The 15,085-nt window shown below is 74.3% G+C and carries 1 protein-coding gene; it reads right to left on the reverse strand.

Annotated features, from left to right (window positions below):
* Positions 1–3: 3 nt before the first annotated feature.
* Positions 4–14,481 carry a non-ribosomal peptide synthetase/type I polyketide synthase gene (locus ABZT49_RS17620; RefSeq protein ID WP_355287566.1) on the reverse strand — a complete coding sequence of 4,826 codons (14,478 nt, stop codon included), beginning with the start codon at positions 14,479–14,481 and terminating at the stop codon, positions 4–6.
* Positions 14,482–15,085 lie beyond the last annotated feature (604 nt).

A 15,085-nucleotide genomic window follows, 5' to 3' on the forward strand; every position in this document is an offset into this window, starting at 1 on the left:
GGCCTACCACCCGTCCGCGTGGTCGACGGCCTCGGCGCCATGGGCGGCGGCGAGGATCCCGGGGATGGGTGCGTCGCGCCGCACGAGGAGCCCGAGCTGCCCGACCGTGACGCTCAGGTCCGCCGCCGCCGCCCGGGCGAGCGTCGCGAAATCCTCGGCGATCGACCGGGCGGTGCCGGGGTCGAACAGGTTGGCGGCGTATTCGAGCAGCAGGGTCAGCTCGTCCTCGCCCTCGACCATGTAGTTCAGGTCGTACTTGGCGCTGATGCTGGTGTCGGTGAGCGGCCGCGCGGTACTGCCGGCGAGGTCGAGCACGACCGGCTCGTTGTTCTGGAGGATCAGGAGCACGTCGAAGAGCGGCTGGCGCCCCGGCTCCGGCGGGCGGGCGAGGTCCTCCACCAGGAGGTCGAACGGGTAGGCATCGTGTGCGAAGGCGTCGAGGACCAGGGCGCGCTCGGCCCGCAGCACGTCCCGCATCGTGTCGTCGGGCGCCACGCTGCCGCGCAGGGCCAGGAGGTTGAGGTAGAACCCGATCTGGTCCTCCAGCTCCAGGAGGTTGCGGCCGGCGACGGGCGTGCCGATCGTGACGTCGTCCTGCCCCGACAGCAGGGCGAGCTGCACCCGCACCATGGCGGCGAGCAGCGCGAACAGGCTGGCATCGTGCCGGCGGGCGAGGTCGCGCAGGTCCCGGCTGAGCGCCGCCCCGAGGGGGAGCGGGACGATGGCGCCGGCGCGGCGGCCCCGGGGCGGGCGCGGCCGGTCGGCCGGCAGGGCGAGCGGCGGCGCCTCGTCCTCGAACCGCGACAGCCAATAGGCGCGGCTTGCCGCCAGGGACGGCCCGGCGACCTGCTCCTGCTGCCAGGCGGCGAAATCCTTGAACTGGATCCGCAAGGGCGGCAGGTCCGCGGTCGCGAGGGGATCGGCCCCCAGCGCCGCGAGCGCCGCCCGGTAGAGCACGGCGAGGTCGCGCAGCATCACGGTGACCGACCAGCCGTCGGCGACGATGTGGTGGAGGTTGAGGACGATGGCCGCCGGATGGCCCCCGGACGCAGCGACGAGGTGGACCCGCACGAGGCCTCCCGCGGCGAGATCGAAGACGTGCCGGAACTCGGCGTTAAGCAGCCGGTCGACCGCCCCCGCCCCGCCCGCGTCCCGCAACAGGACCAGGCCCGATTCCGGCGCGGGATCGACGACCTGCCGCGGCTCGCCCTGGCGCAGGACGAAGCGGGTGCGCAGGATCTCGTGGCGCTCGACCAAAGCGGCGAAGGCGCGGGCGAGCGCGTCGAGATCGGCCGGGCCGTCGACGAGCAGGGCGCCGACCATGTTGTAGGCGACCTCGCCCGGCTCCATCGCCTGGAGCAGCCACATCCGGCGCTGGGCGAAGGACAGGGCGTGGTCCGGGGCGTCGGGCGCCGGCGCGAGGCCGCCGGCGGGATCGAGGCCCCGCCGCTCGATCAGGTCGGCCAAAACCGCGAGCGTCTGGGCGCTGAAGAAGTCGCGCAGGTCGAGCCGCGCGCCGAGGCGCTGGCGCAGGCGAACGACCGCCTGGTTGGCCTTGAGGCTGTGGCCGCCGAGGGTGAAGAAGTTGTCCTCCAGCCCGATTTCTGGAAGGCTCAGCACCTCGCCCCAGATCCGCGCCACGGCGCGCTGCAGCGGCGTGCGAGGCACAACCCCCGCCTCGGCCTCGAGGCCGGCCCCGCCCTCCACGGCGAGGCGCCGGCGGTCGGCCTTGCCGTTCGGCGTCAGCGGGATCGCCGGGACGCGCAGGAAGCGGGCCGGGATCATGTAGTCGGGCAGCCGGTCGGCGAGGTCGTGGACCAGGGCCTCGCGGCCGACCGGCCCGTCGGCGACGAGGTAGGCGGTCAGGGCGTCGCCGTCGGCGGTCACGGCGGCGTCGCGGATCCGCGGATGAGCGACGAGCCGGCGCTCGATCTCGCCGAGCTCGATGCGGAAGCCCCGCACTTTCACCTGGTCGTCGATGCGGCCGAGATAGACGAGGCCGCCATCCGGCCCGAGCCGGCCGAGATCGCCCGAGCGGTAGAGACGCTGCCCGGGCAGGTCGGGATGGGCGACGAACCGCTCCGCCGTCAGCTCCGGCCGGCCGAGATAGCCGCGGGCGACGCCGTGGCCGGAGACCAGGATCTCGCCGGCGATCCCTTCCGGGCACAAGCCCAGGTCGGGCCCGACCAGCAGCACGCCGTAGGAGGGCAGCGGCCCGCCGATGACGCTGCGCCCGTCGGCGATCTCGGCCGCGCCGATCTCCCGGAAGGTCACGTGCACCGTCGTCTCGGTGATGCCGTACATGTTGACGAGGCGGGCCTGCGGGTGGAGGTCGCGCCAGGGGCCGAGCCGGCCCGGCTGCAGCGCCTCGCCGCCGAACACGATCTCCCGTAACCGCAGCCGCAGGTCCGAGCGCTGCCGCGCCGCCTCGATCAGGGCGTAGAAGGCGGTCGGGGTCTGGTTGAGGACCGTGACGCCCTCGCGGGCGAGGAGATCGAGGAAGGAATCCGGCTCGCGCGCCGTCGCCTGCGGCACCACGACGAGCCGGCCGCCGAACAGCAGCGCGCCGTATATCTCCCAGGTCGAGAAGTCGAAGCAGGCGGAGTGGAACAGGGTCCAGACGTCGTCCGGGACGAAGGCGAACGGCAGACCATCGTGGAAGAGGAGCTGCACGACGTTGCGGTGCTCGATCATGCAGCCCTTGGGCGTGCCGGTCGAGCCGGAGGTGTAGATGACGCAGGCGAGGTGCTCGGGCCGGACCGCCGGCAGGTCCACGCCGGCGGGCGGCTCGTCCGCGACCGCCTCCTCCAGCACCACCACCTCGGCGCCGAGGCGGCGGGCGAGGTCGGCGTGGCGCGCGTCCGCCACGATCAGCGCGGCGCCGGAATCCGCCACCATGAAGCGGCAGCGCTCCTCCGGGTAGGCGGGATCGAGCGGCAGGTAGCCGGACCCGGCCTTGAGGATGCCGAGGAGGCCGAGGGGAATCGACCGCGACCGCTCGACGAGGAGGCCGATGCAGCGGTCGGGCGCGGCGCCGCGGGCAAGCAGGTGCCGCGCCAGGCGCTCCGAATCCCGGTCGAGGTCGGCATAGGTGACGTCTCCGCCCGCGTCGGTGACGGCTTTGCGGCTCCCGTGGCGGGCCGCCACCGCCGCGAAGGCCGAGACCAGCGTCAGAGTCCGGGGATACTCGGCGATCGTGCTCGCCCGCACCAGCAGGGCGGCGCGCTCGCCCGGCAGCATCAGGTCGAGGTCGGCGAGCGGCCGGTCCGGGGCCGCCAGTGCGGCGGCGAGGAGCTGCGCGAAGCGGTCGTGGATGCGCCGGCCGGTCTCTTGGTCGAACAGGTCGCGGTTGAAGACGAGGCGCGTCGTCGCTTCCTTGTCCCCGCCCGCGACCGACAGGACGAGGTCGTACTTGCCCCAGCCGAGGCCGGTCTCGACCGGCTCCCACGCTCCGGCCTCCGGCTCGGCATAGTGGAACAGCACGTCGAACAGGGCCGTGCGGCTCATGTCGTTGCGCGGCTTCACCGCCAGCACGATCCGGTCGAAGGGGAGCGCGCCCTGCGCCCGGGCGGCGGCCGCCTCGCCGGCGCGGCGCCGGACGAGGTCGGCGAAGCTCTCGGCCCCGTCGACGCGCAGGCGCAGGGGCAGGAGGTTGGTCGCCGGCCCGACGACCTCCCGGGCAGCGTCCGGGCGCCAGGTCTCGCCGACGATCACGTCGTCCTGGCCCGACAGGCGGTGCAGCAGGGCGTGGTAGCCGGCGCCGAGGATGTCGGCGCGGGTCACCCCCAGCGCCTCGGCGAGGCGGTCGATCCCGGCCAGCGCGAGGGTGCCGCCGGTCGCGCCCGCCGTGTAGGTGTGGATCGCCGGGCGCGGCCGGTCGGTCGGCAGCACCAGGGCGGCGACGCCGGCGAGCCGGTCGCGCCAGGCGGCGGCCTGCGCCGGATCGGCGGAGTCGCGCTCGCGGGCGGCCCAGGCCTTGAAGCCGGGGGCGGGCGGCAGGGATCCTTGCGGGTCCCGGTACAGGGTCTCCAGCTCGCGCAACAGCCGCGCGAGGGAGGCCGGATCGGCGAGCGCGTGATGGACGGTGAGCGCGAGCCACTGCGCCGTGTCAGAATTCGTCTCGCGGCACAGGGTCAGCCGGGCGAGCGGCGCCTCGCCAAGATCGAAGGAGACGCGGCTCGCCTCCTCCAGGGCGGCAAGCGCGGTCCCGGGCGCGGCCTCGATCAGCGTCACCGGCGGCACGGCGCCGGCGTGGGAGATCACGACCGGACGCTCGTCGCGGGTGGCGATCGCGCTGCGCAGGACCGGGTGCCGGGCCGCCAAGCGGGCGGCGGCCTCGGCGAGACGGGCGGGGTCGAGCCCGTCCGCGACCCGGACGATCGCCGGCATGTTGTAGTAGGTCGGGCCGGCCGGATAGAGCACGCCGCGCTCGAAGCGGTCGACGAACCAGAGCCGTTCCTGGTGCGGGGTCGGCGCCTCCGGGCCGTCCGCGGCCTCGCCACCGGCGATGGCCTTGACCGGCGCCTCCGGATCGGCGGCGGCCGCCGTCATCAGCCGGACGAGGCGCTCCATCAGCGCCGCGATGCGCGCACGCGTGAACAGGTCGGTGTTGTAGGTCGCCTTGATGCGCAGGGACGCATCCGCGCATTCGGTGACGTAGAGGGTGAGGTCGAACTGCGCCGTCGGCGTGTCGATCTCCTCCAGGCCAAAGCCCGACGCGCCGAGCACCCGGCCGATCCCGTCGCGGTCGTCCATCACCACCACGATCTCGAAGAGCGGGTTGCGCGACGGATCGCGGGGGAGACCCAAGGCCTCGACGACCCGGTCGAGGGGCGTGTCGCCGTGGGCGAGCGCCCCCATCAGGGCGTCGCGGGCCGTCCCCAGCACGGCGGTGAAGCCGGCCTCGGGATCGAGAACGGCCCTGAGCGCCAGGGTGTTGACGAAGAAGCCGATCTGGTCGGCGAGTGCCGGGTGGTCGCGCCCGGCCGTCACGGTGCCGAGCACGATGTCGCGGCTCCCGGTCTCGACCCAGACGAGGCCGTAGAGCGCCGCGACGGTGCCCGCGAAGGCGCTTGCGCCGTGAATGGCCGCCAGCGCCTTCAGCGCCGCCGCCGTCGCGACCGGGACGTCCACGGTGACGTGGTCGCCCGCGAAGGTCTTGACCGCCGGGCGCGGGTGATCGGGGCGCAATTCCGTGCGCGGCGCGCCGGCGAGCCGCCCGGTCCAGTATGCGAGGTGGGAATCGGGCCGGGACGCCGCCCAGGCGGCGTAGTCGCGGTATTGCAGCGGCAGAGCCGGCAGGCGGTCCGGCACCCCGCGCATGGCCGCGCCGTAGAGCGCCAGGACGTCGCGGACGAGGATTCCGAGGGACCACACGTCGCTGATTGCGTGGTGGATCAGGACGACGAGGCGGTCGCCGTCCGCGGCGCCGCGCAGCCACGCCGCCCGCCACAGGGGCGCGGCCGCGAGGTCGAACGGCTCGGCGGCGAGCGCCCGCATCCGCCCGGCGATCGCCTCGGGGTCGAGGCCGGCGACGTCCTCCTCGTGCAGCACGAGGAGCGGCTCGGGCAGCACGGTCTGGACCGGCAGGCCGTCGCGCTCGGTGAGCGCGGTGCGCAGGCTCTCGTGGCGCGAGCCCAAACGGTGCAGGGCCGCGCGCAGGGCGGTAGCGTCGAGGGGCGCCGGGCTGCAGAGCGCGAAGCCGATCGTGTAGGCGGTCAGGCCCGGATCGATCCGGTCCAGCATCCACAGCCGGGCCTGGGCGTTCGAGGCCGGGACCGGGCCGGGCCCGGAATGGCGCGGGATCGGGGCGCGGCCGGCGCCGCGGTCGAGCCGGGCGGCGAGGCCCGCCACGGTCGGGGCCTCGAAGAACGCCCGCAGGCTGACGCTGCGGCCCGTCTCCCGCTCGATGCGGGCGAGCATCGCCAGCGCCTTCAGGCTGTGGCCGCCGAGATCGAAGAAGCTGTCGGTGGCGCCGACCGCGTCGAGGCCGAGCAGGTCGGCCCAGATCCGGGCGATGCGGGTCTCGTCCTCGCCCCGCGGCGGCACGGCGGCGGCGGGCGCGGCCGGGATGGCGGCGAGCGCCGCGCGGTCCGGGCTGCCGTCGGCGCGCCGGGGGATGGCGTCCACCACCACGATCGCGTCGGGCCGGGCGGCGGGGACGAGGCGCAAAGCCGCGTAGGCGGCGAGCGCCCGCGGATCCGGCGCCGCCCCGCGGGCGGTCACGCAGGCGCGGCGGGAATGGTCATCCGCCACGACGACGGCCTCGCGCAGGGCCGGATGCTCGGCGAGCACGGTCGCGGTGGCCTGGAGGTCGATCCAGCCGGCGCGGCCGCGGGCGAAGCGGTCGCGAGGCCCGAGATCCTCGATGCTCCCGTCGGCGCGCAGGCGCCCGAGCCGGCCGGTCGGGTGCCAGGCGCCGTCCCGGCGGATCTCGACCGGCGCCAGGACGCCGATGCCGGCCGGCGCCCCGAAGCCGTCGCGGGTGCGCGTCTCGCCGATCCGCCCTTGCGCGGCCACGTCCTCGGGCGAGAGGGACAAGCCGGCCAGCGGCGCGTCGGGATCGCGCAGGGCTGAATCGAGCAGGGCGAGGTAGCTCGCGAGCCAGCGCCGGGCGGTCGCGGCATCCGCGACCTCGCCGTCATAGTCGAGGTCGATCAGCGCCTCGCCGTTCAGCTCGAGGAGGTTGAGAAAAAGATCCTTCTTCGGATGCGCCACCGGCGGCGACAGCCAGGCGAGGGCGAGCCCGTCGAAGGCGAGGCGGAATCCGCGGTCGAGGTTGAACAGCACGGTGACGTCGGGGCCGCGCCGCCCGCCCGGCGTCAGGAGCGAGGCCGCCGCGCGCTGCTGGCCGGCCAGGGTCGCGCGCAGCTGCGCCACCAGGGCGGTGAAGGACGTCCCGGGCGACAGCGCCACCGTCACCGGCAGGATGGCGGAAGCCGGCCCGACCATCACCGGCATCGCCGCCTCGGTGTGGCCGGCGACCGGCACCCCGATCGTGAGCCGGCGCTGGTCCGACAGGCGCCCGAGCAGCAGGGCGTAGGCCCCGAGCAGGACCGTGAACGGGCTGACGCCCTGCCCTTGCGCGAAACGCTTCGCCCGGCCGTAGAGGTCGGCCTCCGCGCCGGTCAGGCGCCGGTGGATGCGCCCGCCCCGGAAGCTGGCGCGCCGCGGGCCGGGCGGCGCCGGCAGCAGCACCGGCTCGGCCGCGTCGAAGGAGGTCTCGTCCGCCGCCTGCCGCCGGCTCCAGGCGACGAAGGCGCGAAACGAGGTCGCGGGCGGCAGGGCGGCGGGCCGGCCCTCCCGGGCGGCGGCGTAGAGCTCGGCGAGTTCCGTCGCCATCAGGCCGAGGGACCAGCCGTCGGCGACGATGTGGTGCACGGTGAGGGCGAGGACGTGCCGCTGCGCTCCCCGCCGCAGCAGCAGCGCGCGCAGGAGCGGGCCGTTTTCGAGGTCGAACGGTGTGCCGAGGTCGCGGGCGAGCCGCGCCGTCACCGCCGCGTCGTCGTCGCTTACCGGCTCGGTCGTCAGGACCGGCGCCAGCGCCGCGGCGGAGTACCAGGCGCGGTCGTCGAGGCCGATGCAGCGCAGGGCCTCGTGGCGCTCCGCGAGCGCCCGCAGCGCGGCACCGAGCGCCGCCTCGTCGAGGGGACCGTCGAGGGCGAGCGCCACCATCTCGTTGTAGGCGAGGCTCGATTCCGGCCGCGCCTCGATCAGGGCACGCATCTCGCCCTGTCCGCGGGAGAGCGACAGATCCTCGACCGGCGGGGTCTCGGCGAAATTCTCGGCTTGCTTCTCGACTTGCTTCTCGAGTTGGCGAGGCCGGCCGGTGCCGCGGGGCGGCAGCCAGCCGTCCGCGCGCATCGCCGCGAGGCCGCGGCGCACCGCCTCGACGATGTGGCGCAGGTCGGCCTCGTCATGGGCGGCCGAGAGGAAACAGTTGCGCCCCTCCCAGACGAACACCCCCTCGTTGAGCAGGTGGTAGTTCAGGATCTCGGTGTCGCCGGAGAACTCGAACCGGAACAGCGAGCTGAACTGCACCATCCGGATCGGCACCTCCTCCTCCGCGAAGAGGGCGTTCAGCTCGGCGCAAAGGGCCATGGTGCGGGCGTTGAGGCGCTCCTGGAGCGCCGGGCCCTCGGATTCGAGGCGTGTCAGCACCGCCTCGGCGGCGGCCATGGTCAGGGGGTGGTTGTTGAAGGTGCCGGCGACGAAGGCGGTGCGGGCGGTCGGCCCGCTGTCGTCGCCGTACTGCCAGTCGCCGCCGTCGACCGCGTCGAGGTAGTGGGCACGGCCGGACACGACGCCGATCGGCAGGCCCCCGCCGACGACCTTGCCGTAGGTGACGATGTCGGCCGTGACGCCGAAATGCGCCTGCGCCCCGCCCGGATGGACGCGGAATCCCGTGATCGTCTCGTCGAAGATCAGCGCGGTGCCGGATTCGAGAGTCAGGGCCCGCAGGGCGTGCAGGAAGTCCCGCGGCTGGACGCTCGGATCGCGGCTCTGCACCGGCTCAACCACGATCGCCGCGAGGTCGGCGGCGTGGTGGCGCAGGGTGTCGAGCGCCTCGGGGTCGCCGTAGCGCAGCACGATCACGTCCTCGACCATGCCCTGGGGCGTGCCGTCGCTGACCGGCAGGGTGGTGGCGCGGGCGCCGTCGCTCCAGCCGCTCGCGAGCAGCCCGTCGAAGGTGCCGTGATACGAGTTGGTGAAGATCGCGATCCGGCGCCGGCCGGTCTTCGCCCGGGCGAGCCGCAGGGCCACCATCACGGCCTCGCTGCCGGTGGTGAAGAAGGCCACCCGCTCGACGCCGGTCATCCGGCGGATCAGCGCGGCGACGCGGCCGGCCCGGGCGGTCTGCGGACCGACCGGGTAGCCGGCGGCGATCTCCGCCTCCAGGGCGACGCGGACGAAATCCGGGTTGTGCCCGAACAGGGTGACGCCGAACCCCATGGTGATGTCGACGTAGCGGTGCCCGTCGAGGTCCCAGACATGGGCGCCCGCAGCCCGCTCGACGTGGAGCGGGTAGGTCAGCTCCTTCCATTCCGGCCGGAAGCCGATCACCGCCCGGGGATTGGCGTAGACGCCGCGGTGGCGGGCGGTATGGTCCTTCGAGGCGCGGGTGCGGGCGTTGTAGGCGGCGGTGAGCCGGGCGACGTGGGCTCCTTGCGCCGGATCGACCTCCTTGCGCCGGCCGGGCAGCGCCTTGAACAGGCCCTTGATCTCCCGCGCGGGCGTCCGCTCGGCCGAGGCGGCCTCGCGCACCGGCTCCGGCACGGGCGCGGCGGGCACTGGGGCGGGCTGCACCGGCGCGCCGCCCTGGATGAGCTGGATCTGCTGCTGGAACAGCGCGCTCATCGCGTCGATCTGCCGGGCGAGCAGGCCTTCGACGCCGGCGGACGCCACCGCGGCGGGGGCTTGCGCGGCGGGGGCTTGCATGACGGAGATCGGCGCGGCGGGCGCCGCGGCGGCCGGGGCGGCGGGCACCGCCGGCCGCGCCAGGCGCGGCACCACCAGGGCGACGAGCCGCTCCAGGGTGTCGCCGTGCTCCATCACCTCCGCCAGCGGCAGGTCGATCGCGTAGTGGCGGCCGAGCGCCTGCTGGAGCTGGACGATCAGCAGCGAATCGAGGCCGAGGCCGAACCAGTTGACCCCCGGCACGACCTCCTCCGGCCGCAGCCCGGCGAGGCCCTTGAGGATGCTGCGGATCGTGCGGGCGACCTCCTCGCCGTCGGATTCGCAGACGGGGGCCGGGGAACGGGCGGGCTGGGGCATCGCGGAGGAGAGCTTGGCTGCGGAGGATTCGTCGGATTCGGGCGCGGCCGGCGCGGGTTCCGGGCGGCTGGAGGGCAGCACCCGGGTGCGGCCGAGGAACGGGGTGGTCGGTGCGTCGGCGACGCGGCCGGGCCGCCCGGCGAAGACGCCGCGCCAGCGGACCGGCGCGCCGGCCTCGAACAGGGCGGCGATCGTGTCGAGGATCCGCTCGTCCGGCCGGCGCGCGTCACTGATCGCGAGGATCCGCGCGCGGGGCCGGGCCTCGGCGGCGAGGGGCGCCAGGACCGGGCGCGAGCCGAGATCGAGGAGGATCCCCTCGCCCGCCGCCGCGAGCGCGTCCGCGAAGGCGACCGGGGCGCAGGCCTGTTCGGCCCAGTGCTCGGGATCGCGCAGGGCGTCCGTGTCCACGGGCGCACCGGTCAGGGTCGAGATCATGACGGGGCCGTCGCGCCGTCCGCGGATCCGGCGCCAGTCGAGGCCGGCGGCGAGCGCCCGGATCTCCGGCAGCGCCCCGGCGATCAGCGGCGAATGGAAGGCGTGAGCGACATCGAGCCGGCTCACCCGCGCGCCCTGCTGCCGCAGCATCGCCTCGGCCGCCGCGAGTGCGGCCTCGGACCCCGCGAGGGTCGTGCGCGAGGGGGCGTTGCGGGCGGCGATGGCCGCGCCGGTCCGCGCCGCCACGGCCTGCACCACGGATTCGGGGGCCTGGACCGCGAGCATCGCCCCGGGGGCCAAAAGCTGCATCGCGGCGCCCCGGTCGGCGGCGAATCGCACCGCGTCGTCCGGGTCGAGCAGGCCGGCGATCGCCGCCGCGGCGATCTCGCCGACCGAGTGGCCCACCACCGCGTCGGGCTCGACGCCGCAGCTGCGCAAGACAGCCGCCATGGCGAGGGAGACCGCGACGGAGGCCGGCTGGTCGTAGGCCGTCCGCGCCAGGAAAGCGGCCGCGTCCTCGCGGGTGAGGAGGTCGGCGAGGCGGTGGTCGAGCCGGCCGGCGAGGGCCCGGTCGGCGGCGTCGATGGCCGCCCGGAAGGCGGGCTCATGGTCGTAGACGTGGCGCAGAGCCGCCGGGCTCTGCGCGCCCTGCCCCGGCAGCAGGAACACGAGGCGCGGGCGCTCGCTCGGCGCGGAATCGGGGACGGCGCGGCTCCGCAGCGCCTCCGCCACGGCGGCCGGCTCGCGCCCGACCACCGCGAGGCGGTGCGGGAAGGCCGCCCGGGCGAGGGCGGCGGTGGCGGCGAGGTCGTGCAGGCGTGAGGCATCCGCCCCCGCCAGGGTCTCGGCGTAGCGCATCGAGAGCGCCCGCAGCTCGTCGGGCGTGCGGGCCGAGAGCGCCAGCAGGGCGGGCCGGTCCGTCCCGCCCGCGGGCGCACCCTCTTCAACGATCAGGTCTTCGACGATCACATCTTCCACGATCACATGGGCGTTGGTCCCGCTCATGCCGAAGGCGCTGACCGCCGCCCGCCGGGGCCGCCCTTCCGCCTCCGGCCAGGGCCGCTCCGCGGCGACGACTTCGAGCGGCAGGCGCGACCACGGGATGAGCGGGTTGGGCGCCGCGAAGTGCAGCGAGGCCGGCAGGCTTCCGTGGCGGAGCGCGAGCACGACCTTGGCGAGGCCGGCGAGGCCCGAGGCGGCCTCCAGATGGCCGAGATTCGTCTTCACCGAGCCGATCGGCAGGGGCTCCGTCCGGCCGGCGCCGTAGGCCTCGGCGAGCGCCATCGCCTCGATCGGGTCGCCGAGCGGCGTGCCGGTGCCGTGCGCCTCGACGTAATCGACCGCGTCGGGCGTCAGGCCGGCATCCGCCAGGGCGGCGGCGATCACCGCGCGCTGCGCGGCGCCGTTGGGGGCGGTGAGCCCGTTCGAGGCGCCGTCATGGCTGACCGCGCTGCCGGCGATGATCGCCAGGGCGCGGCCGGCCGGCACCGCGTCGGCGCGGGCGAGCACCAGGGCGACGCAGCCCTCGCCGCGGGCGTAGCCGTCCGCGCCGGCATCGAAGGCGCGGCAGCGGCCATGGGGCGATAGCGCCTTCATGCGGCTCAAGCCGACATGCAGCTCCGGCCCGAGGATCAGGTTGACGCCCGCGACGATCGCCCGCTCGCACTCGCCGGCCCGCAGGGCCCGCACCGCGAGGTGGAGGGCGGCGAGAGCGGACGAGCAGGCGGTGTCGATCGCGAGGACCGGTCCTTCGAGGCCGAGCACGTAGGCGATCCGCCCGGCCGCGACGCTCGGCGTGCTGCCGAGCACCGCGTGGGGGCCGATCTCGGCGAGGCGCCCGGAGCGGGCCTGGGCCTGGACGTAGTCGCCTGGGCCGATGCCGACGAAGACGCCGGTGCGGCTGCCCTTCAGCCCCTGCGGATCGAGGCCGGCGCGCTCCACCGCCTCCCAGGCGGTCATCAGCAGCAGTCTTTGCTGGGGATCGACCAGCTCCGCCTCGACCTGCGTCAGGTTGAAGAACCGGTGCGGGAAGGTCTCGATGTCGGCGAGGTAGCCGCCGCGGTCGGTGGCGACGAGGCTCTTGTCGAAATCCGGCCAGCGGCCGGGGGCGACCGGTCCGGTGGCGTCGCGCCCCGCCGCGAGGAGGTCCCAGAACGCCTCCGGCGTCTCGACGCCGCCGGGCAGGCGGCAGGCGAGCCCGGCGATCACGATCCTCGAGCGACCGGCGGTGGGGGCGGGTTGCGCGTCGGCCCGGGGAGCCGGCTCCCGCGCCAGCAGCGCGTCGGCGAGGGCCGCCAGGCTCGGCTGCTCGAAGACCAGAGTCACCGGCAGGTCGAGGCCGAGCGCCCGGTTCAGGCGCCGCACCAGCTCGACGAGCCGCAGGGAGGTGAGGCCGCCCTCCATCAGCGGCCGCTCCGGATCCGGGGCGTCGCCCGGCACCAGCCGGTGGGCGAGGGCCGCGAGCGCTGCGACGAGGGCCGGGCGGTCGCCCCGGCGCCAGGATTCGCGCAAGCCCTCCCCCTCGTCGTCTCCCGCCTCGGCGGCCGCCATCGCGGCCAGCGCCGCGGCGAAGTCGCCCGCGCGGTAGCGCCGGACGAGGTCGAAGCGCTGGACCTTGCCGCTCGTCGTCTTCGGGATCCGGCTCACCGGCACGACGATGTCGACCGGGATGCCGATCTCGCGCAGGACCCGGTCGCGGATCCGGCGCGCCAGCGGCGCGAAGTCGGCCGCGTCCCGCCGGTGGAGCACGAAGACCGCGACGCCCTCGCGCTCGGATCCCCCTTCCGTCATCGGGACGGCACCGGCCACCGCCATGTTGAGGTCGAGGCCATCGATCCCGCCCACCACCCGCTCGATGTCCTGCGGGTAGTAGTTGACGCCGTTGACGATGAGGATGTCCTTGCGCCGGCCGGTCATCACCAGTTCGCCGTATCGCGTGAAGCCGAGATCGCCGGTGTCGAGCCAGCCATCCGCGGCGATGACCGCCCGGGTCGCCGCCGGATCGCGGTAGTAGCCGGCGGTGACGCTGGCGCCGCGGATCTGGATGCGGCCGACCACGCCGTCGCCGCAGACGGCTCCGGCCTCGTCGGCGATGCGCAAGGCCACGTGGGCGACCGCCGCGCCGACAGACACGAAGGTGACGGCGTCGGGCGAGCCGGGAGCGACCTCGACCACGGCATCGCCGGGGCTCACCCGGCGGCGGTCGAGGGCGACCCGGCGCAGGGGCGCGTGCCAGGGCGTCAGCGTGACCGCCAGGGTGCCCTCGGCGAGGCCGTAGGCCGGGGTCATGACGTCCGCGCCGAGGCCGAACGGCGCCAGGGCGGCGACGAACTCCGCCGCGAGATCGACGGCGATCGGCTCGGCGCCGTTGACGATGATCCGCACCGCCGACAGGTCCCAGTCGCGCGGCCGGTCCGGCTCCCAGAACTTGAGCAGGTGCCGGTAGGAGAAGTTCGGCCCGCCGAGCACCGTCGCCCGCAGGTCGGAGGCGGCCTGGAGCCACACGATCGGGCTGCGCACGAACAGCTTGGTGGGGATCAGCCCGTGCTCGAGCCCCCGGACCACCGGCAGGATGTGGAACCAGATGATGCCGAAATCGTGGGTCAGCGGCATCCAGCTGACGAAGCGGTGCGTCTCGGCGGCCGCCCCGATGTCGCGCCAGATCCCGTCGCAATTGGCGAGAAGGTTGGCGTGGGTCACCGTCACGCCCTTCGGGGCGCCGGTCGAGCCCGACGAGAACTGGATGAAGGCGACGTCGTCCGGGGCCGCCGGCCGGACCGGCGCCGGCTCGCCGTCGAGGCTGGAATCGGGCGTCGCCAGGATGCGCGCGGCGAGCGAGTCCAGCCGCGTCCGCGCCTCCGGCTCGAACCGGTCGAGCAACGGCGCGACCCGCTCGGCGACCGGGCCATCCGCGACGAGCCAGGGCCGCGCCAGCACGGTCCAGATCCGGGCGAGCTTCAGCGCGCCCTCATCGTTCGCCGGGGCCGCCACCGGCACCGCCACGAACCCGTTGAGGAGGCAGGCCCAGAACGCGACCACGAACACGCGCTGGTTGTCCGTGGCGATGATCACCTCGTCGCCGGGCCGGACGCCCTGGCGCAGGAAATCCCCGCCCCGGCGCCGCGCCTGGTCGAGCAGGTCGGCGTAAGACAATCGCGTCGTGCGCCGCCTCGCCGCCACGAAGACGATGCCGGCCTCAGCCGTCGCGCTCGCCGCCAGCGCCTCGCACAAGGTCGATCCGGCAAGACACGCGCCCATCGGCTCAGAGTTCACCGCTCCGCTCGACGACATGCGTCCGCCCCGGCATTTCTGCTGATCTGATGTTTGCTCGATAGAAATCTCGTCACGAGACGTCAAGCGAGATTTTAAAATACACGTCGCCCTTGACACGATGTCTCGGATAAGACTGCCTAGTTAGATCTATAGTGATTCGAAAACGTTCGTAAAATTGTCATTTCCAGATTCGGGAAAATCGCTTAAGTCAGAATTTTCCTGCATCGGGCGGTGTAGGCCTTACAGCAAAGCCGGTGCGGCGGGCGCGCAAGCTGGCCGGCGTGTCGATACCGTTCCGGCGCTGGCCGGCCCCTCCGCACTGCAACCCTGGCGGGCGCTTTGCCGGCCGCCGGACGGGGCGACAGCGTGCCCGCGCGATCCTCGCACCGGCGATGGACCGGGCCGTGGCGGCGGCAGATGCGCGTGCGGACGGCCGGTCGTGGGGCATGCGCGCGCCGCAGTCTCGTGCATCGTGGCGCAGCCGACACCTCACGATACAGGCGCGATCAGAACAAGATTTCTAGATATATATTTAGATTTAGATGATCTGTGCGTCAGTTGACAGCGCAGACATCGCTACAATTATATTATATAATTACTCAAT

It is taken from the genome of Methylobacterium sp. EM32 (assembly GCF_040593685.1).
In the GTDB taxonomy this organism is placed as follows: domain Bacteria; phylum Pseudomonadota; class Alphaproteobacteria; order Rhizobiales; family Beijerinckiaceae; genus Methylobacterium.